The organism is Mucilaginibacter sp. P4_G9 (assembly GCF_056400985.1).
This window is the reverse complement of sequence record NZ_JBFUKF010000061.1, coordinates 1-19,837: the sequence shown is the minus strand read 5'-3', so window position 1 is coordinate 19,837 and position 19,837 is coordinate 1. Positions and strand designations below refer to the sequence as shown.

The window sequence follows — 19,837 nt, the reverse complement described above, 5'->3', positions numbered from 1 at the left end:
ATACCAGATCGTGACTAAGTTTTGATTCGGCTATTTTTTGAGGCGTACCTATTACTAATGGTAAAACCATTTGCTGGCTGCATTCAACCTTCAGATAAAAAGTAGCTGTACTATCATTTGGAATTTTAACATCGAAWAGAAAATCCTTGTGCTTATMTTTTCTTTTTGCAAATGGATTATTGTCTCTTAATGTTTCTTTATAAAAAACACCATTAACAGGATAATAAAACTGGCATAAATCTAACGTGGGATATTCAAGATTAAGAATAAGGTTCGTCTCAGCGCTTTCATTCTTAATTATAAACCGTAACCAAAAAGCTGAATTACTAAGCTGAAGGTTAGGGACCTGAGTATGCGACTGTACAAACCCCGAGGCCTTACGCACTGATTGTATATCGAGATGCCTTGTAGCATCTTCCAAAACCGACACGTTTTCACCAATAACTATATTATCGCCTTTAAAAAGTATCGCTTTTTGTGCAAAACCGTTTGTTAAACAAAGTATTTGAAAGAATAACAGACTTAAATAAAATTTTTTCATATTAACAGGCACGGGATGGTAAATCACGTTATTGGTTGATGTAGTTTGTGTTTAATATTAAAAAAACTAATTTAATACTAAAATATATTAATTTAATGCTAATCAAAAACTAATACTTGTTCCAATGGCAATCTATAGGCTTTTAAAACAGGTTCTTCTGCAATCGCAATCTTAGTGAAGAATACCTCGGCCCGGTTATTCCCCAATTTGGCAATTTCATCAAATCTTTTTCTTAAGCCGGTGAGCTCCCTAATGGTTTTAGTATCTAACCCTTCGCCGTTACCATGTAATATTCTTGAAAATAAATAAAAAGGAGAGATAACCGGGTGCACCGCCAGGTTAAGGTTAGTAGCCTGCAGCCAAAAACGTTCCATTGCTCGCCCCCCTTCAAAAAAATTCTCTAAGTTATATTCGGGCAAAGTAATCATACACAGTGCCGATGCTGTTTTCACTATTTTTTTCGAAAGCGAATCAAAGCCGTAACCGCCTTCAAGCTTGTTAATGGTTCTGATCACTTCCTCATTCCTAATGATATTTAAAGCTGCCAGTTGCGAATTAGTGAAACCAAGCGTTTTTACATCAATACCATCTTTTTTGATTAAAGCCTCTTCAGATGTCCATCGCATTTCATGATTAATAAAATCGTTATGCCCGGCAGGGTTTAATAGACGAGCCCTATCACACGCACCAATAATCTCTCCTAACTCTTTTATGATGCTTTCATCTGTGAAATATTGAAACGCAGCCCCCGGAATTGATTCTGTAATAATTGCCAACTGCTCAAAAACAGTTGAAGAAAGTTCTGTTTTTGGTGATGGATTTCTGTTGGTATGCCGTTTAAAAATGCTGGCATCAAGATTATTTAATTGGGGATTTACCTGGTTTTCAATCTTTTTGAACCGGATTGCCGCCACCAATCTTTCATCCTGGCCGGGTAAAAACTCATAAAAAGTTTCTATCCCCTTACTAAGCGCATGGATATACAGGTTTTCATATGCCGCGCCAAATGAAATAAATGAAGCTGTTTTTTGAAAATCGCCGAAAGAAAAAGAACGGTATTCGTCATGATAAAGAAATAAAGTCTCGTTATGATATAACCATTTCCAGGGCTGGTCATTCCCCGTTGAGGGAGCTGCACAGGCGGCCCTAACCAATTCTTGTATCAAATCATTATCAATACTAATCCCGTCGGGCTTAACTTCCGGATTATAATTTTGTGCCAATAGATACATTTCATTTTCCTGTAACGGCGAGAAGGGATTAACAGGCACTTGCGAAATAAATGGCTCAGGTATTTTATCGCCAACAATTTCATCCAGGTCAACATAATATCTTCCCGAATCATGAAACTGATCAAGCAGGATACGCCGGCATGCATCAGCCCCCACTGCCCCCCCTAATGCAACAGAACTTGCCAGTTGAGGCCATGTGTTAATGGTTTGCTCCACCTCTATCATCGAGGCTTTTATCCTTAATGATACGTTTTCAATACCCAGCATTTGTAAAACAATGGGTATTTTTTCTTCATTAGTTAAACCTTTTATCGTTGCTGTATCTACATTGTCAACCGTTCCGTGCAATATAGACCTTGACGGTTCCAGATCAAATCTTTCCACATCCAGCATCCCACGGTCACTGGTATCCATAACTACCGGTATTTTAAGTTCTCTTGCTTTAAAACGTGATATTATTTTCATATCAAGCCCATCGCATTCATCCACCAAAATATCGAGCTTTCCATCTTTCAAAAAGAAATCGTCCATATTCTTTTCTGTCAGGCCTTCAAAAAAACACGTCACATCCAGAAAAGGATCTATTTCGGCAATCTCCCGGGCTGTTATTACTACTTTAGGAATCCCTAAATTATGCACCCCGGCACGAATACGATTTAAATTACTCAACTCTAATTCATCAAAATCAGCAAGTCGCAACTCACCAAACCCACGTTCCATTGCTAATGTTAAAGCAATGGATTGCCCCACAGAAAGCCCAATAATTCCAATCCTCTTTGTACTTAGTATATCCCGCTCAGCTTTGGTTATTTTATATTGGTTTCTATTTGTACGCACTTCAATAAACTCTTCCTTATCCAGCAAATGTACCAAACGCTGATTCCATGGATAATAAACCCATACGCCATATTCTCCAATATCTTTCCCGGCTAAATGTTTATCAATAAGTTTGGGGTATTCATTCTGCTTAATTTTAACAGATGGGTTATAACATTTAATCAGCTCTTGTAACTGCCCATAAATTTCGTCATAAACAAATGTTATTTTTGAATCCTCAAATAGCTTTTTAAAAGTTGCTTTATCAGCCTGGTTATCTAACCTGAGTATGATTGGCTCGTGAATGTTTTTTGTTTCTTTAAAGCTTGCAAGAAAATCTGGTATATTATCCATAAGTTAAGATTATTAACCATCTATACGAAGTAGACAGGAATTAGTTAACCTTTAAAAACAAATAAAATAAAATTTAAAAAAACTCCGGTTCTTTTCTTTCCACTTTCCTTTCCAGAAAATTCTTTTGGGCTGATGCTATAGTTTGAGATAAATCCCATTGATGAAGATTAGGAATCTGAAGCCTAAAATTAATCGTTATTTCTTTTTGCTTTAATTCCTCTATCCTTAAAGAATTTGGGGAAGACCGCATTGCAAACATTGCAAGTTTATCCTCTTCCCCGGCTTTTTCTAAAGAGAAAACATCTTTTAAAATCATAGCTGTGGCGATAAGGTCAATCTTTGGATAATAAAAAGTTCCTTTATCACCAATCCCGGCTACGAGTACCATACCGCAATTGACTACGGGTTTTACGGTATAGGGAGCACATAATGCAAAAAGTGACTTTAACCCTATTTGAGATGAAATTGCAATACCTGCACGTATCAGCAATGGGGTTCCTATACCATATCCTGAAAGTTCCTGCGAATTCCACAAACCACAAATTTCTCCGGTACCATGTTGTGCAAAATTATTAACCAGGCCAAATACCCGAGCGTCCATTCCGCCAGTTGCCTGCTCAATGGGTAATGGCTGCGATCCTCCTGCAACGTGAACCCTCGCGCCTCCGTAAACCTTTTTTCCATCCATTGATTCAACGATTATTACAAAAGCGCCGGGGTTTGCCGACCATTCATTTTTAGAGGATGTAACCTTTGTAACGCCAATGCTGGTTAAAACATTAGTGTGGCCTTCAATAAATAGCTCGCAAGTTTCGGGCTCATCAATTGCCCTGAAAGCTCTGAGTCTTACTTCGGGTTTTTCTTTATTTACATTATCATCCATTAATGAAATTTTTTCTGAACAAATAATATTTAATCCGACAGGATTATTACTTAATTAGCGTAGGGGGATTAAGTAAATTAAACGGCGATTTTCGTTTAAGGTTCGGGTTTTTAATTAGTAATTGAAGAAATAGAGATCAAAGCAGGACTACGAGGGTTATCGGGGTAACTTTTTAACCTATTAAGGCTTTATCATGCCGATAGTACATTTTTATTATGTACTATTGTAGTGATCCGGTTTTTTCAAGCTTAGCAATTCACAATCAGTTTGTTATAATTTGTATCGGACAGTTACGATATACCCCCCAATTGGTTGTAAAGCCATATTATGGAAAAAGATAAAATGAATATATCCGATCAATTAAGTATTGCAAACAAGGAACTCATCATCCAAAATCAGGAAAAAGAAAAGCTTGCTGCCGAATTAAGCATTGCAAACACCCAACTACTTTTTCAAAATAAAGAAAAAGGAAAGCGCGCAGCAGAGTTAATTATTGCAAACATTGAGCTTGATTTTCAAAACGAAGAAAAACTAAAGCTTGCCGCAGCGTTAATTGAAGTAAATAAAGAGCTTGATTCTCAAAATGAAGAGAAGGAAAGGCGCGCGGCAGAATTAATTATCGCTTATGCCCAGCTCAGTTTACAAAACGAAGAAAAAGAAAAACGGGCTGCGGAATTGATATTAGCGAATACAGAGCTAATATTTCAAAACCAGGAAAAAGAAAAGCGTGCCGCGGAATTGATAATAGCAAACACAGAGCTAATATTTCAAAATTTAGAAAAGGAAAAACTGGCGGCAGAATTAATAATTGCCAATGCTGAACTGGTATTTCAAAATAAGGAAAAAGAAAAACGGGCAACAGAATTAATCATAGCTAACAAGGAGCTCGTATTTCAGAATAAGGAAAAAGGAAAAAGGGCGGCTGAATTGATATTAGCCAACATTGAACTCGATTTTCGGGATGAAGAGAAAGAAAAACGTGCCGCCGAATTGATTATAGCACTTCAAGAACTTGGCTTCCAGGATGAAGAAAAAGAAAAACGCGCCGCAGAATTAATTATAGCCAACAGAGAATTATTGGTTCAAAAGCAGGAAAAAGAACGACGCGCCGCTGCAGAAGCAAAGAAAGATGAGTTTTTTAATATGGTAAGTCATGAATTTAAAACACCATTAACTAATATTAAAGCCATTAATCAGCTCCTGGAAAAAAAGACCAACAAAGCTGATAAAACTTATGCCTTTATTGTAAATGCTAACAATAGCATTAAACGCCTGGAAAGATTAATAGAAGATTTATTAGATGTTACCAGGATAAACTCCGGGCAAGTAGATTTGAATATATCTGAATTTAGTTTTTCAGATGCGCTTGTTAATAGTATATCCAGCGTACAACAAATCTCTAATAAACATGAGATCCTGCTTGAAAACTCAATTGATATACACTACACAGGCGATCAATTTAAGATAGAACAGGTTTTGATTAATCTTCTTAATAATGCCATAAAATATTCTCCAGATGCAAATAAAGTAATTGTAAAGGCAAAAGTGGCTTCGGGGCACATTGTAATAAATGTGGAGGATTTTGGAATAGGCATTGCAAAAGAGGACATAGGCCAATTATTTCAGCGTTTTTACCGCGTAAGTAAAACATCAATGCTTTACCAGGGCGTTGGCCTTGGACTTTATATCGCATCCGAGATCATCAAAAAACATAATGGAAATTTTACAATAGAAAGTGAATTAGGAAAAGGAAGCAGCTTTGGCTTTAGCTTACCCTTAAATCCTGTGGTGTGTAATTGATACTAATCTGTTTAAGATTGATTCAAGATTTTACATTCACGATATCTTTCCATTCTAATCCAATCGAATTTATATTCAGCAATTGATAATCAGATGCAATGTGCATTATATAATTGTCAGCTAATGCGATAGCCCGATAATGCCATGAGGTTTTTCCCAATAAAGATTTCCCTTCTTTAAGTAAAATATTCTTCAGCGGAATACTAAGCCCTTTCCCATCTGCTTTAATTAGCAACGGCCAGCCGGTCACTTGGATAAATGACTGCTGTTGGTTTCAAAGATGCCAACGATCACCTTCGACCTTTAGGTGGGTTTTTATAAAATGACACCCAAAAAAATGACCATCGTCACTTTTTTGGGTGAAAAGAATTATATTTTATATGGTTCTGATTACCAATATTTGTGATCACAATCAATATTTGATAAAATCTGTATATGGAAAACACCGCTCTTTTAAAAGCGATCATCGAAAACGCCATTGATGGTATCATCACGATCGATGGAAAAGGCATCGTAGAAACCATTAATCCCGCGGCCTGCAGACTATTCCTTTGCAGCCCGGAGGAGGTGATTGGTAAAAATGTTTCAACACTGATGCCACCGCCTTACAAGGAGCAACATGATGAGTATATTAATAGGTACCAGCGAACCAACGAACCGCATATCATTGGCATTGGCCGGGTAGTGACCGGTTTACGCAAAGACGGCACTACATTTCCATTCAAACTGGGGGTGAGCGACGTTCCTTTTTCAGGAAGGAAGATCTATGCGGGTTTTATTCATGACCTGAGCCGGGAAATGGAAGCAGAAGCGCAACTGAAGGAATATGCCGCCCATTTAGAAGAGTTGGTTGAAGACAGGACCCAATCCCTGAAGAAAACTGTACAAGCCTTACAACGGGCCAAAGAAGAAGTAAGCCTCTCCCTGGAAAAGGAAAAGGAGCTTGGCCAGCTAAAAAGCAGGTTTGTATCCATGGCTTCTCATGAGTTCCGCACGCCGTTAAGTGCTATACAATTATCATCCTCTTTAATAGAAAAATATGCGCAGCCTTTCGATAATCCAAACATCAGCAAACATGTCGGTAAGATCAAAACCGCGATTGGTAACCTTACCGCTATCCTGAACGATTTTCTATCGCTGGAAAAACTGGAAGCCGGGAAGGTAACCCCTTCGTTCATCGCTTTCGACCTGGTAAAGCTTTCGGAAGAGATTACAGAGGAAATGCAAATGGTGGCCAAGCAAAATCAAAACATTATTTACCAGCATACCGGGATTAGCAGCCTGATCGTCCTCGACCAAAATCTGGTCAGAAACTGCGTAATCAACCTCATCGGTAATGCCATAAAATATTCTGGAGAAAACACTTTCATAGAATTTAACACGGAGATCAATGCACAATTTTGCCTGATCACCGTTAAAGACAACGGAATAGGTATTCCGGAAACCGACCAAAAACATCTTTTTGAGGCATTTTTCCGCGCCCATAACACCGGTAATATCCCTGGAACCGGGTTAGGTTTAAATATTGTAGCCCGCTACGCCCGCCTGATGAATGGACAGATAGAGTTTAAAAGCGACATTAACCAGGGAACCACATTCACCATTAAATTTCCAATATCATGAATAAAAAAGTATTGATAATTGAAGACAACAATGACATCCGTGAAAACGTGGTTGAAATACTGGAACTGGCCGGTTACGATGTAGCTGATGCCAATAATGGCAAAACCGGGGTAGAACTCGCCATTAAAAATCCGCCCGATATTATTTTATGCGATATCATGATGCCGGAGCTGGATGGGTACGGAGTTTTATATATGCTGAATAAAAACCCTGAAACCAGTGCTGTCCCTTTTATATTCCTGACGGCCAAGGCCGAACGGTTAGACCTGCGAAAGGGGATGGAAATGGGCGCAGATGATTACCTGACCAAACCATTTGATGATATGGACCTGCTCAACGCCATTGAAAGCCGACTGAAAAAGAAGGAACTCCAGAAAAATTTTTATAGCAAATCATTGGACAGTTTGAACACCCTGATCTCCAGAAACGACGGGCTTAACGAATTAAAAAAGATCATCAGCGAACGGAGAAGCCGTCAGTTCAAAAAAAATCAGGTCATATACTATGATGGCGATAAGGGTGCCGGCCTTTACCTGGTAATCAACGGAAAAATAAAAACTATTAAACTTGCCGAAGATGGCCGCGAACTAATGACCGGCATTTATGCTAATGATGAATACCTGGGCGTCAATGCGCTGTTATCCAACGAGCCTTATACGGATACGGCAACTGCCCTTGAAGACAGCACGTTATGTCTTATCCCTAAGGACCAGGTAGAACGGTTACTTAATCTGTATCCCGAGGTAGCCCGCGAATTTATTAAGCTGCTGGCCAATGATATCAGGTATAAGGAAGACCAGTTGATGCAGCTTGCTTACCATTCTGTACGAAAAAGAATGGCTGAGGCTCTGATCCGGCTATTCCGTCAGCAGGGTAATAACATGGCGGGTTTTAAAATAACCAGGGAGGACCTCGCCGCTATGGCAGGAATGGCAACTGAAACCGTAAGCCGGACACTATCAGACTTTAAAGATGAAGGACTGATTGAAAAGAAAGGCAGCCTGATCAACATACTGGAACCCGAAAAACTGGTAAAAATGAAAAACTGACACATGTCATTATTTTGCCTGATATTACTCATTCTATAGGGGTTATCATAATAATAGCTTTGTTTAATAAAAGCAATTAGGATGAAAGCGGTAGCGTACAGTATCAAGCACTTTGAAAAAGAATATTTGGCAAAGGCCAACCAGAAAAAGCATGACATCACGCTTATTTCAAACCCTTTAGGTCCGGAAACAGCTGTATATGCAGAAGGAAAGGACGCAGTCATTGTATTCACAAATGATGATGTGTCGTCTGGCGTCATTGAAATACTTGCCGGCTATGGCGTCAAATTTATTGTAACCCGCTCGTCGGGTACAGACCACATTGACAAAGACGCTGCAGCAAAACATGGGATGAAAATCGCCAATGTTCCTTCCTATTCTCCGCAAGCCATAGCAGAACATGCATTGGCCCTCGCCTTTGCACTCAACCGCCACATTGTTATAGCGGCCCGGCACAGTCAAGAATTTGATTTTCGCAATGATAACCTTATCGGCTTTAACTTTTCGGGTAAAACCATTGGAATCGTGGGGTTGGGCAATACCGGCCAGGCTGCAGCTACAATCTTTCACGGCATCGGTTGTCAGGTGATCGGCTACGATCCCCAATTCCCCAAAGGCTTGCGCTACGTCAAACAGTCCTCATTAGACAACCTTTTAAGTGCATCCGATATCATTAGCCTTCACATTCCGATGACACCGGAAAACAGGCATCTTATCTGTAAGGAAACGCTCGAAAAAATGAAGACCGGGGTCATGCTCATCAATACATCCCGGGGAGCGCTCATCCATACGCAGGATATACTGCACGCGCTGGAAAGTAAAAAAGTAGGATACCTGGGGCTTGATGTTTATGAATTTGAAAAGGGTCTTTTCTTTGAGGACCACCAAAAGGATTTGATCAAAGACCCGCTGCTGCTTAACCTGATGAACCATCCCAATGTGCTGATCACGCCACATCAGGCGTATCTGACCAAAGAGGCTTTACAGGAAATTGCCGACCAGACCATTAAAAGCCTTGACTTATGGCAACTCAAAAAATGTGTCGGCAAAGCCTGTGCCTGTGCGCAGGATTGCAAAAAAAACATTGCCCAGGAAAATTTATCTATACTCAACCATGAAAAGTCTGCATAAATATTTGTCCGATAAATACAACGTGGCCGCCCCTCGGTATACCAGCTATCCAAGCATGCCCTATTGGGATAATTCCAATTTTAGCCTGTCTTCCTGGAAGCAGGCAGCCAGATTCTCTTTTGTAGAGAGTAACGAAACTTCGGGTATTAGTTTGTATGTCCACCTGCCTTTTTGTGAAAATTTGTGTACCTATTGCGGCTGCAATACCCGGATTACCAAAAATCACCAGGTAGAGGAACCTTATATAGCAGCCGTATTGAAGGAATGGATGCTATATCGAGAGGTATTCGATGGCGTTCCGGTGATCCGCGAAATACATTTAGGCGGGGGCACCCCTACTTTTTTTAGCGCCGAAAACCTGCATAAACTGATTGACGGTTTGCTGGAAGGCGTGCACATCCATACTGATGCTGAATTCAGTTTTGAAGCTCACCCTGCCAATACCACCATTGACCACCTGCAAACCCTTTTTGATCTGGGGTTTCGCCGGCTGAGTTTGGGCATACAGGATTTTGACCCCAAAGTGCAGTTCATCATCAACCGGCACCAAACCTTTGAACAGGTACAGACAGTAACCCTGCTGGCCCTTAAGATTGGTTATACCTCGGTCAATTATGACCTGATCTATGGCCTGCCATTACAAACAAAGGAAGGGCTGATCAGTACTATGAATACCGTTGCAGGCCTTAAGCCAGACAGGATAGCCTTTTACAGTTACGCGCATGTGCCCTGGATAAAACCGGGACAGCGCCATTTTACGGAGACGGATCTTCCGGATCCGGAACTGAAAGCCGAGCTGCATGAAACCGGTCGCAGGCTGCTGAGCAGCTATGGTTATCAGGAAATTGGGATGGACCATTATGCGTTACCCGGCGATGAATTGCTGAAAGCAGAACAGAAGGGAAGTTTATACCGTAATTTTATGGGTTATACCCATCAGCATACCCGGTTACTGGTTGGGCTTGGCGTATCTGCTATCAGCGATTCCTGGAATGCATTCGCTCAGAACGTAAAAACAGTGGAAGAATATCTTGCGCTGATCAAAAATGGGGATTTACCCGTTTTTAAGGGGCATATATTAACACAGGAAGACCTGATCATCCGCCGGCACATCTTAAACATCATGTGTAAAGGACATACAAACTGGAATCATCATAGTGAAACCACAGAAGCTATATTTGATGGCCTGGACAGGCTAAAGTCATTGGAAGCTGACGGTTTGATAGAAACGGATTCGCTGGGTTTGAGGGTTACACCGCTTGGTAAGAACTTCCTGCGAAATATATGCATGTGCCTTGATGCCAGGCTATGGGCGGATAAGCCAACTACGCCATTATTCAGCATGGCCGTTTAATGTACCTGTATTATGGTTTAAGCCATAATACAGGTTGAAGTTTCTGTTACCATATTTTTTAGTGCCTGGATAAATATGGGGCTGTCATTCAGGCTTTCCACCAGCTGAAGGTGTTCTCCTCCAGCCATTAAAAAGGCTGCCCGGTATTCTACTCCTATTTCATAAAGCGTTTCCAGGCAATCGGCTACAAAAGCGGGGCAGATCACTAAAGTCCTTTTTTTACCTACCGCTGCCAAGTGGGTAAGCCTATCAGCAGTGTACGGCTTGAGCCATTCCGAATTTCCGAGCCTTGATTGGAAGCTGATGGAATAATCCATCCTGTTCAGCATCAGCTCACCGGCAATGAGCCGGGCAGTTTGATGGCACTGGGCTGCATAGCAATTTTGGTTGATAGCAGAGATTTGATCGCAGCAATTTCTTTTTTGCATGCAGTGGAGACCAGATGGATCACATTGCCTCACCTGCCGCTCCGGCAATCCATGAAAACTGAACAATACATGATCATAATTTGCAGCCAAATATTTTCGCGCGTTGACTGCAAAAGCACGGATGACTAAAGGGTTATCATAAAACGCGTTGGCAAATGACAACGATGGTATAACGGGCCAGGTGCTGATGATATTCATTACCTTTTCAAACACTGAACCGCTGGTAGCGGAGGCGTACTGCGGAAAAAGGGATATAACCCGGATACTGCCTACATCAGCGTTCCGCAATTTGGCCAGTCCGCTTTCGATGGATGGGTGCTGGTAGCGCATGGCCAGCTCTACCACATAATCAGAACCAAGACTTTGTGCCAATAATTGCTGCTGCAGGGTGCTGTAATGCAACAAGGGCGAGCCGGTTTTGTTATTCCAGATCTTCCGGTATAAACCTGCTGAACTGGGTCCGCGGAATGGTACTATGATCGCACGAACGAGCATAAAACGTAAAAAAGGGTGTATATCGATCACCCTTTTATCCATCAGGAATTCAGTAAGGTATTTGCGAACGTCGCCCGTGGCCGGGCTAACCGGTGTTCCTAAGTTAACCAGCAAAACTCCTTTTCTCATGTAGCATACATTTAATTTAAACCTGGTTTTATGAGGGTTTTGCTATTTCCAGACGGCGAAAGCAACGGCCTCCTCCATATCTTTACGGTTTATGATACAAAGGAACAATCGCCCTGCAATCATAATAAGTTGAAGTAAGGGTGAAATGTTACAGTATAAAGATGATCAGCATAAGAATATGGATAAGTATACTCATTGCAAAAAGCCTAAGCATGGTTTTTATTCCCGCACCTCCCATACCAGCTATGATATTTGCAAAAAACAAGGATAGTGTTAAAACCACTACCAGGACCGGAGCATTAAAATAATATATCAGAACAGCCGGTACAGGCAAAAAGAAAACGCCCTGAAACACCAGTGAGATCAGGAACCATAAAGTTTTGTTGTCGGATTGGCTTTCCATGAAGGTTGTCCATTTAATTTGAAGACCGTTGCTATAGGATTTTGTGGCGGCCTGAACGGCCCATTGGGTGGTTGTATTTACAGTTGCCATAATAATGATGATTAATACTGCAAATATCTCTTACCCCTGTGATCCGTGCCATGATCTCACCCCTTGAATAATATGACCCTGATCACAAAAGGCGCCTTAACTACCAAACAACCGGCAATAATAACTTCATGATAATTGCAAAAACTAATGGCAAATACTTACGCCAGAGGCTGGTTTCGCGGGGCTGAGGTAAGGGATATTCAGTTCCATGCCACGAAGCAGGAACCAGAGGCCAAGGCAAACCATCAGGTATGGCATTCCCTTATTGATCAGGCGGCGCAAGGGGAGGCCGACTAAACCGGTACTAACAGTAGCCAGTAACATTAACGGGAAAGTGCCCGCCCCAAACCAAAACATATATTGCGCTGATGCTGAAGGAGAGGAGGTATTTACCGCGCCGATAAGCGCCAGGTAAACAAAGCCACAGGGTAAAAATCCATTCAGCATACCTAATACAAAATGTCCTGCTTTATGTCGCAGCGCATAGCTTATCAGCCTGTTCACAGGCGCCAGTGATTTGGCAGCGAATTTGGATCTGCTGAATTTTACTTTGAAGATCCTGGAAAAACCGGCAGTTATGATCAACAAGCCGCTGATGATACTGACACTTTGCTGCAAACCTGCCAGCCAAAGTTGGTGCCCCACCACACCGATCAGCAAGCCCAGCAGGGTGTATGTTATTACCCGGCCCACATTGTAAATAAATTTATCGGCAACTACCATGTACCAGCGTTCATGAAAAGAGGGCACGGCAAAAGCCAGGGGGCCGCACATCCCGATACAATGGACACTGCCGAACAAGCCTATAAAAAAGGCAATCTGGTTTGTGCTCATTCGATATCTACCTCCTTTTCGTATAGGTAAGCTTTCCTGTTACTCTCCCATTCCAGTACTACATGCCACCGGCCCTTAATCAATGATGCAGTGGATAAACCAGCAATTTTGCCCAGTTCGGTATTTAACGGAAAGGAGGCATCCAGCGCTTTGCTTGAAGGCCTGATGAATTTTACACTCCCTTTTGCAGGTTCGGTGAAAGATATGCTCACCTGTTTGCCGTTGATATGGATAACCGGCTGGGCATGGTCTGTAACAACCTGGTTCTCCTTTGCATAGGCTTTATTAAAATCCAGCCCTTTTTCATAATAATGATGGTCATACTCATCTGCCGGCAAAGCAACCATGCGGACACACATACTAATAATAAAAAGCATGAACAAGGCCATGCCGGTAATAATTCCTTTTCCCCAATTCATTTTTTTAATCATTTAATGGCCCCACAAAGGTGGTGCTTACCGTTTGAATTATTTTTTTGTTTAGTACAAGATTAATTTTGACATCAGTTTTTGCCGCGTGAATGTCCCTGGCCGGGATCAATAAAAAGAAGACGGTTTTGGCAGACCCGCCTGCGCTGATAGCCCCTGGTGCCTGTATGTACTTTATTTTTACTGCGAGATCCTCTGAAACGATACTAATGTTCCTTGCTGTATTGGATTTATTGATGATTTCTGCGTTATAAATGTTACTGATGTAACCGCCCTCTTGTTCCTGGTAAAGCATGCCGGCACTGCGCAAAACAGTAATATCCATATCGCCGCGGCTAAAAATAAAATAACAAAGAACCGTCATCAGCACTATGATGACGCCGCTGTAACCCATCATCCTGCCGGTAAATGAAGGTTTTTGCTGTTTACGGATCATATTTTCCGAGTAAAACCCGATCAGGTTGAGAGGTTTGTGGATCTTATCCATCACCTCATTGCACACATCAATACACGCGGTGCAGTTCACACACTCCATTTGCGTCCCCTCCCGGATATCTATACCGGTGGGGCAAACCGATACACACAGCCCGCAGTCCACGCAGTCTCCAGTAAGATGAATCGGGTTCGTATTTTTAGATAGTTTAGCCCTCGGCTCACCTCTTACTTCATCATAAGCTACAACAAGGGTATCCTGGTCAAGTAAAACACCCTGTAGCCTACCGTAAGGACATATCACTGTACAAACCAGTTCCCGGACCTGGCTGTAGACCAGGTAAAAAATTAGGGTAAATAGCCAGATACTTAAAAAGCCTGACCAGTGGAGCACAACCGGCTCGGTAATGATTTTAAAAAGTGTATCACTTCCTACCAGGTAAGCCAAAAAAGTGTTGCCAATTAAGAAGGAAAAGAGAACAAATAGGATATGCTTGGAGCTTTTTTTTATGATTTTCTCCTTTGTCCAGGGAGCGGCATTTAACTTTTTCTGTTTACCGGCGTTGCCCTCGATCCAGTTTTCGATCTTTCGGAAAAACATTTCCATAAAGATAGTCTGCGGACAGATCCAACCACAGAAAATACGCCCGAAAGCAATGGTGAACAACACCACACAAACCACAAAAACAAGGGTAGCCAGTACAAACAGGAAAATATCTTGTGGCCAGAATACCTGCCCCAGGATAACAAAATGCCTGTCCATAAAGTTCAGCAGCAGCAAGGGCTGCCCGTTAATCCTGAGAAAAGGTGCGGTAAAAAAAAGCAGGAGATACCCGTAACTTATCCATGAACGCCATTTATACAATTTTCCTTTACGAATCAGCGGGTAAATCCACTTGCGTTTTTCTGTTTCCTTCACTACCGGTGTTCCGTCCATCGTTTATTTATTTGCAACCAGTTTTTGGTCTGTATCCGCTTCCTTTGCCCCTTGCGGTTCCTTTGCGCCCGCGGGGTTTGAGCCATGCAGGGATTTGATATAATTGGCCACATCTGCAATCTGTTTTGGCGATAATTGCTTCTCCCAGGTGGGCATGCCTTTGGCCAATACGCCATACTTTATGGTTTTAAACACATCATTGATTTTATTGCCATGCAGCCAGTAATCATCTGTAAGGTTTGGGCCAACATTCCCCTGGGCATGATCACCGTGGCAAGGTTTGCAGTTTTGCATATATACGGTTTGTCCAGAGGCCATGGAGGCAGGGTCATGAACCAGTTTAACCGTGTTCTCATCTACCCGGTTGGCGGCTTTACTTAAAAATGCCTGTTTCTCCCGGTCTGCCTGTACCATTTCTGTTTTATATTCTGCATATTGCAACTGCCCCGTTTTAAATACGTGATAGTTCAGCAGGTAACCTGCGGCAAATATGATGGAGGCATAAAAAAGGTACATGAACCAGGCTGGAATGGGGTTGTCGAGTTCCTGGATGCCATCATAATCGTGGGCTATCAACAGTTCCTGTTCTTCTTCCACCGGCCGCAGGGAAAGTATTTTCTGCCAAACCTCAGCTTTGGGTTTCTTTTCCTTTTTTATTTTTTCAGGGACCATTTCCGCGGCAATCTCTGCTTCGGTTAAACCTTGCTGCCTGAGCACCATTTTGGTTAATACTTTAAAAGTTTTTAACAGTACTAGCATCGCGATGACGAAAACCAACAACATGGCAACGATGATACCATAGGCTATTTCATTCATAACATCTCCCGGAATAAGGCTGTCGCTTGCCATAACGGGCTTAAAGAGCATGACCATGGCTGATATTAATAGGAGGCGTAGGTACTTCATGATTCAAAAGGTTGTTGTATATCGGTTAAACTGTCCTGCAGCGGCAGGTCGCGCATATGATCTACATGCTGTTTGCGGGTGCGTACCAGCATGATGGTTACTACAATGAAAAACACAAAGAATATCCCGAGGGAGAATAACAGGTAAGCCTGGTTTGCGTTGATGTTTTCTGTGAATTGCTTAAACATGATGTTGATTATTTATTGGCTGTTTTACTGGCTTTTATATCTGTCCCAAGGCGTTGCAGGTAGGCAATAATGGCGATGATCTCCTTATTGTCTTTCACTTTAATATGATCGGTATACAGGTTATCTCTTATTTCTTTTTCTTGTTTTTCGAGGTCGCGGTTGGCGATGTTTTCATATCCTATAGGGTAAGGTACCCCGAGGGTCCGCATAGCCTGAATTTTAGYCCTGGTTGAAGTGGTATCCAGGTTCTGTGTGATTAACCAGTCATAATTGGGCATGATACTGCCCGGTGACATTAGCCGCGGGTCCATCAGGTGATTATAATGCCAGGCGTTTCCATATTTCTGACCTTCCCTTGCCAGGTCTGGTCCGGTCCGTTTAGAACCCCAAAGGAACGGGTGATCGTATACAAATTCCCCTGCCTTGCTGTATTCCCCGTAACGTTCAGTTTCAGATCGGAATGGCCTTACTGTCTGGGAGTGACAATTGGAACAGCCCTCACGGATATAAAGATCACGCCCCTGCAGCTCCAGCGGGGTATAAGGTTTCACCGCAGCAATAGTAGGAATGTTGGAGGAAATGGTCAGTGTCGGCATCAGCTCAATGAAAGTGCCCACCAGGATCACCAGCAATGCGCCGATCAGCATCTGGATCGGTTTACGTTCCAGCCTGCGGTGCCAGCTGTTTTCCCGGGCCATGGTGTGTACTGGTTCCAACGGCATGGCCTGGGCTGCTTCGTTGGCAACCAGCTTGCCCTGTAAGGCAGTTCGGGTAAGGTTATAGGCCATTACAATAACACCCAGCAAATACATTGCCCCCCCGGCCGAACGCATCATGTGCATCGGCAGGATCTGCAGAGTAGTTTCCAAAAAGTTCGGGTATTTTAACATACCTTCAGGTGTAAATTCTTTCAGCATCAGGCTTTGGGTAAAACCAGCCCAATACATAGGAATGGCATAGAAAAGAATGCCCAGAGTGCCGATCCAGAAATGGAACGAAGCCATTTTTTTGGAAAAAAGCTCTGTTTTATAAATACGCGGAATCAGCCAGTACAGAATAGCGAAAGTAAGGAACCCATTCCAGCCCAGCGCGCCAACGTGTACGTGGGCAACAATCCAGTCACTAAAATGAGCTATGCCGTTCACCTGTTTCAGAGATAGCAACGGGCCTTCAAAAGTGGCCATACCATATGCGGTAAGGCCAACAACCATGAATTTCAAAATAACATCATCCCTAACTTTATCCCATGCGCCCCGCAGGGTTAACAGGCCGTTGATCATCCCGCCCCAACTGGGTGCAATAAGCATAATGGAGAAAGCAACACCCAGCGACTGTGCCCAGCCTGGCAGGGTAGTATATAATAAGTGATGCGGGCCAGCCCATATATAGATAAATATGAGCGCCCAGAAATGCAGTATACTTAATTTATAAGAGTAAATGGGACGGTTAGCCATTTTGGGCAAAAAGTAGTACATCATACCCAGGTAGGGAGTTGTCAGAAAAAACGCAACCGCGTTATGACCATACCACCATTGCACCAGCGCGTCCTGCACACCGGCATAAACCATATAACTTTTGAAAGGAGATACCGGCAGTTCAAAGGAATTGACGATATGCAGCACCGCGATAGTAACGAAGGTGGCAATATAAAACCATATAGCTACATATAGGTGCCGTTCCCGGCGTTTAAAAATAGTGCCGAACATGTTCCAGCCAAACACCACCCAGATGATGGTTATGGCAATATCTATCGGCCATTCCAGTTCTGCGTATTCATGTGAGGTAGTAAAGCCAAGCGGCAGGGTAATTACCGCCGACAAAATGATTAACTGCCAGCCCCAAAAATGGATCTGGCTCAGCAGGTCGCTAAACATCCTTGCCTTAAGCAGGCGCTGCAGGGAATAGTACACACCCATAAAAATGGCGTTCCCAACAAAGGCGAAAATAACCGCGTTGGTGTGCAACGGGCGGATACGGCCAAAGGTGGTATACTGGTTGTGCATATTGGCACTCGGATGGAATAGCTGGATAGCCGCAATCAGGCCAACCGTCATGCCGATGATCCCCCAAACTACGGTAGCTATACCAAAGTTCCGGACGATCTTGTTGTCATAATAAAATTTTTCAGGCTGCATAATTGTTCTCTGTTTATGGTGGTAAAATTATCAAGGCTTGTTGGGTGACAGCATGACGAAAGTGGGCTTTAAAAATGATTGAAATCATTTTTTATCGGCCTTCGGGTCGTCATCATCCAGCAGAATCCGTATGGATGGGGTATAGAGGTCTTCGTTTTGTCCGCTGCGCTGGGCCCATAAAAATGCGCCCAGGAAGATCAGGGCAAGCAAAACGCTGCAACCGATCAGGAAATAGATGATGTTCATACGAGTTTTCTCCTTTTTGCGGCAAAATGAGTGGCCAGAGTGGTAAATGAAATAATGGTCACGGTGCTCAGTGGCATCAATACGGCTGCTACCAGGGGCGACAGACTACCGGTAACCGCATAGCTTAAACCGACCAGGTTATAAGTGAGCGAGATCAGGAAAGAGGCATGGATGATGTTGACGGTATCTTTTGAAAAACGTAGGAAAGCAGGCAATTTATGAAAAGAACGACCATCGAGGATCGCATCGCTGCCCGGCGAAAAATTATTCACATTATCCGTAACCGCCACGCCCAGGTCGCTTTGCTTTAATGCCCCTGAGTCATTCAGACCATCTCCCAGCATCATTACCTTATGGCTCTCCTGTTGGAGCATTTCAATCCGGTCAAGCTTTTGTTGTGGAGATTGCCCGAAGTACATGTGCCCCTCATCGGTGAAGAACCGAAGCAATTCATTCCGTTCATGATCCTGGTCACCTGATAGCAGATAAAGGGAATAGACCGGTTCTAACTCCCCTATCCGTTCCATGCCATCCCGATACTCCTGCAAAAAGGCGAAATGGCCCAGGTAGTGGCCATCAATCATTAAATGAACGCGGGTCATTAGTTTGGCTTCTGTAAAATAGCCAAATAAAAATTCGTCGCTGCCGATGCGCAGTTGATGCCCATTGATGGTGGCCGTAATCCCTTTCCCTGGCAATTCTTTATAATTCATTACGGGCAGCTTTTCCAGGGATCCGAGGTATTGACAGATCATACGGCTTAAAGGATGGATCGAATTAACACAGCCACTGTAGATCAGTTGTTTTTGATCCCCGGTCAATTCCACGTCCAAATCAATACGCTTGCTACGGCCGGTAGTGATCGTGCCTGTTTTATCCATAACCACGGTGTCAATACGGGCCATTTGCTCCACTACTGCGGTATTTTTGAGGTAAAAAAGGTTACGGTCAAAAATACTTAACGCTGCCGACATCGTAAAAGGGGTACTTAATGCCAGTGCACACGGGCAGGCTACAATGAGCACCGCCGTAAAGGCATCAATCCCGCGCCCGTAGTTAAAAGGCAACCAAGCAAGCAGGGAGCCAATAGCAATGGCGATCAAAACGATAGTAAAATATTTGCTGACTGTTTCATTAAAGGTTTTCATGCGGTTATCCTGTTTACGGGTAAACGCTTCATTATTCCATAGTTGGGTCAGGTAGCTCTGGGAGACCGGCTTGATCACTTCCAGTTCGATAGCCTCTCCTGTCTGCCGCCCCCCTGCGTAAATAATTTCCCCTAATGTTTTATTAACAGGCACCGATTCGCCGGTTACAAAGCTAAAATCGATGAGCGCCTCGCCTTTCAGCAGGATCGCATCGGCTGGAATGATCTCATTATAACGGATCACCATGCGATGCCC

At 42.9% G+C, this 19,837-nt stretch carries 19 protein-coding genes; 5 read left to right on the top strand and 14 right to left on the bottom strand.

From position 1 onward, the window contains the following. The 3 genes from AC1DPZ_RS08160 to AC1DPZ_RS08150 all read right to left on the bottom strand — a co-directional run. Window positions 1-541 (bottom strand): 7TMR-DISMED2 domain-containing protein (locus AC1DPZ_RS08160; protein WP_477402491.1); only part of this gene is annotated, 541 nt, incomplete at its 3' end. A gap of 98 nt (window positions 542-639) precedes the next feature. Continuing rightward, window positions 640-2,943 carry an Rv1355c family protein gene (locus AC1DPZ_RS08155; RefSeq protein ID WP_477402490.1) on the bottom strand — a complete coding sequence of 768 codons (2,304 nt, stop codon included), beginning with the start codon at window positions 2,941-2,943 and terminating at the stop codon, window positions 640-642. Window positions 2,944-3,016: 73 nt separating this feature from the next. After that, complete coding sequence (locus tag AC1DPZ_RS08150; protein WP_477402489.1) at window positions 3,017-3,826, bottom strand: hypothetical protein; 810 nt, start codon at window positions 3,824-3,826, stop codon at window positions 3,017-3,019. Window positions 3,827-4,153: 327 nt separating this feature from the next. Between AC1DPZ_RS08150 and AC1DPZ_RS08145 the strand changes: the two genes are divergently transcribed. Beyond that, window positions 4,154-5,626, top strand: coding sequence for a sensor histidine kinase (locus AC1DPZ_RS08145; protein ID WP_477402488.1), 1,473 nt, complete (start codon window positions 4,154-4,156; stop codon window positions 5,624-5,626). A gap of 22 nt (window positions 5,627-5,648) precedes the next feature. Here AC1DPZ_RS08145 and AC1DPZ_RS08140 read toward each other — a convergent pair whose 3' ends face one another. Continuing rightward, complete coding sequence (locus tag AC1DPZ_RS08140) at window positions 5,649-5,876, bottom strand: hypothetical protein (RefSeq protein ID WP_477402487.1); 228 nt, start codon at window positions 5,874-5,876, stop codon at window positions 5,649-5,651. A gap of 185 nt (window positions 5,877-6,061) precedes the next feature. Here AC1DPZ_RS08140 and AC1DPZ_RS08135 point away from each other — a divergent pair, with 185 nt between their 5' ends. The 4 genes from AC1DPZ_RS08135 to hemN all read left to right on the top strand — a co-directional run bounded on the left by AC1DPZ_RS08135 (window position 6,062) and on the right by hemN (window position 10,783). Beyond that, a complete protein-coding gene (locus AC1DPZ_RS08135) occupies window positions 6,062-7,249 on the top strand; it encodes a PAS domain-containing sensor histidine kinase (protein WP_477402486.1) in 1,188 nt (395 codons plus the stop codon). Then, complete coding sequence (locus tag AC1DPZ_RS08130; protein WP_477402485.1) at window positions 7,246-8,298, top strand: response regulator; 1,053 nt, start codon at window positions 7,246-7,248, stop codon at window positions 8,296-8,298. The genes AC1DPZ_RS08135 and AC1DPZ_RS08130 overlap by 4 nt, the downstream gene beginning before the upstream one ends. Window positions 8,299-8,379: 81 nt before the next feature. Beyond that, a complete protein-coding gene (locus tag AC1DPZ_RS08125) occupies window positions 8,380-9,429 on the top strand; it encodes a 2-hydroxyacid dehydrogenase (protein ID WP_477402484.1) in 1,050 nt (349 codons plus the stop codon). Then, on the top strand, window positions 9,413-10,783 hold the full coding sequence (gene hemN, locus AC1DPZ_RS08120) for an oxygen-independent coproporphyrinogen III oxidase (RefSeq protein ID WP_477402483.1): 1,371 nt from the start codon (window positions 9,413-9,415) through the stop codon (window positions 10,781-10,783). Before AC1DPZ_RS08125 ends, hemN begins: the two co-directional genes overlap by 17 nt. Window positions 10,784-10,800: 17 nt before the next feature. Here hemN and hemH read toward each other — a convergent pair whose 3' ends face one another. The 10 genes from hemH to AC1DPZ_RS08070 form a co-directional block, all read right to left on the bottom strand. After that, on the bottom strand, window positions 10,801-11,835 hold the full coding sequence (hemH, locus tag AC1DPZ_RS08115; protein WP_477402482.1) for a ferrochelatase: 1,035 nt from the start codon (window positions 11,833-11,835) through the stop codon (window positions 10,801-10,803). A gap of 148 nt (window positions 11,836-11,983) precedes the next feature. After that, window positions 11,984-12,328, bottom strand: a complete 345-nt coding sequence (locus AC1DPZ_RS08110; protein WP_477402481.1) for a hypothetical protein — start codon at window positions 12,326-12,328, stop codon at window positions 11,984-11,986. 144 nt (window positions 12,329-12,472) lie between these two features. Beyond that, entirely contained in the window at window positions 12,473-13,162 is a 690-nt protein-coding gene (locus AC1DPZ_RS08105) for a sulfite exporter TauE/SafE family protein (protein WP_477402480.1), read from the bottom strand. Further along, complete coding sequence (locus tag AC1DPZ_RS08100; RefSeq protein ID WP_477402479.1) at window positions 13,159-13,581, bottom strand: FixH family protein; 423 nt, start codon at window positions 13,579-13,581, stop codon at window positions 13,159-13,161. Before AC1DPZ_RS08100 ends, AC1DPZ_RS08105 begins: the two co-directional genes overlap by 4 nt. Window positions 13,582-13,585: 4 nt before the next feature. Continuing rightward, on the bottom strand, window positions 13,586-14,959 hold the full coding sequence (gene ccoG / locus AC1DPZ_RS08095; RefSeq protein ID WP_477402478.1) for a cytochrome c oxidase accessory protein CcoG: 1,374 nt from the start codon (window positions 14,957-14,959) through the stop codon (window positions 13,586-13,588). 3 nt (window positions 14,960-14,962) lie between these two features. Then, entirely contained in the window at window positions 14,963-15,865 is a 903-nt protein-coding gene (locus AC1DPZ_RS08090; RefSeq protein ID WP_477402477.1) for a cbb3-type cytochrome c oxidase N-terminal domain-containing protein, read from the bottom strand. Continuing rightward, window positions 15,862-16,053 carry a hypothetical protein gene (locus tag AC1DPZ_RS08085; RefSeq protein WP_477402476.1) on the bottom strand — a complete coding sequence of 64 codons (192 nt, stop codon included), beginning with the start codon at window positions 16,051-16,053 and terminating at the stop codon, window positions 15,862-15,864. The genes AC1DPZ_RS08090 and AC1DPZ_RS08085 overlap by 4 nt, the downstream gene beginning before the upstream one ends. 8 nt (window positions 16,054-16,061) lie before the next feature. Further along, a complete protein-coding gene (gene ccoN, locus AC1DPZ_RS08080; RefSeq protein ID WP_477402475.1) occupies window positions 16,062-18,188 on the bottom strand; it encodes a cytochrome-c oxidase, cbb3-type subunit I in 2,127 nt (708 codons plus the stop codon). An 84-nt stretch (window positions 18,189-18,272) separates the two neighbouring features. Continuing rightward, window positions 18,273-18,434 carry a cbb3-type cytochrome oxidase assembly protein CcoS gene (gene ccoS / locus AC1DPZ_RS08075; RefSeq protein ID WP_477402474.1) on the bottom strand — a complete coding sequence of 54 codons (162 nt, stop codon included), beginning with the start codon at window positions 18,432-18,434 and terminating at the stop codon, window positions 18,273-18,275. Then, the coding region (locus AC1DPZ_RS08070) for a heavy metal translocating P-type ATPase (RefSeq protein WP_477402473.1) at window positions 18,431-19,837 on the bottom strand (1,407 nt) is incomplete at its 5' end. The genes AC1DPZ_RS08070 and ccoS, both read right to left, overlap by 4 nt.

Bases quoted from the DNA above. Each gene is read 5' to 3' on its own strand.
- hemH (WP_477402482.1), bottom strand. From the start codon at position 11,835: ATGAGAAAAGGAGTTTTGCTGGTTAACTTAGGAACACCGGTTAGCCCG.
- AC1DPZ_RS08100 (WP_477402479.1), bottom strand. From the start codon at position 13,581: ATGAATTGGGGAAAAGGAATTATTACCGGCATGGCCTTGTTCATGCTT.
- hemN (WP_477402483.1), top strand. From the start codon at position 9,413: ATGAAAAGTCTGCATAAATATTTGTCCGATAAATACAACGTGGCCGCC.
- AC1DPZ_RS08150 (WP_477402489.1), bottom strand. From the start codon at position 3,826: ATGGATGATAATGTAAATAAAGAAAAACCCGAAGTAAGACTCAGAGCT.
- AC1DPZ_RS08105 (WP_477402480.1), bottom strand. From the start codon at position 13,162: ATGAGCACAAACCAGATTGCCTTTTTTATAGGCTTGTTCGGCAGTGTC.
- ccoG (WP_477402478.1), bottom strand. From the start codon at position 14,959: ATGGACGGAACACCGGTAGTGAAGGAAACAGAAAAACGCAAGTGGATT.
- AC1DPZ_RS08130 (WP_477402485.1), top strand. From the start codon at position 7,246: ATGAATAAAAAAGTATTGATAATTGAAGACAACAATGACATCCGTGAA.
- AC1DPZ_RS08135 (WP_477402486.1), top strand. From the start codon at position 6,062: ATGGAAAACACCGCTCTTTTAAAAGCGATCATCGAAAACGCCATTGAT.
- AC1DPZ_RS08090 (WP_477402477.1), bottom strand. From the start codon at position 15,865: ATGAAGTACCTACGCCTCCTATTAATATCAGCCATGGTCATGCTCTTT.
- ccoS (WP_477402474.1), bottom strand. From the start codon at position 18,434: ATGAACATCATCTATTTCCTGATCGGTTGCAGCGTTTTGCTTGCCCTG.
- AC1DPZ_RS08145 (WP_477402488.1), top strand. From the start codon at position 4,154: ATGGAAAAAGATAAAATGAATATATCCGATCAATTAAGTATTGCAAAC.
- AC1DPZ_RS08110 (WP_477402481.1), bottom strand. From the start codon at position 12,328: ATGGCAACTGTAAATACAACCACCCAATGGGCCGTTCAGGCCGCCACA.
- AC1DPZ_RS08155 (WP_477402490.1), bottom strand. From the start codon at position 2,943: ATGGATAATATACCAGATTTTCTTGCAAGCTTTAAAGAAACAAAAAAC.
- AC1DPZ_RS08085 (WP_477402476.1), bottom strand. From the start codon at position 16,053: ATGTTTAAGCAATTCACAGAAAACATCAACGCAAACCAGGCTTACCTG.
- AC1DPZ_RS08125 (WP_477402484.1), top strand. From the start codon at position 8,380: ATGAAAGCGGTAGCGTACAGTATCAAGCACTTTGAAAAAGAATATTTG.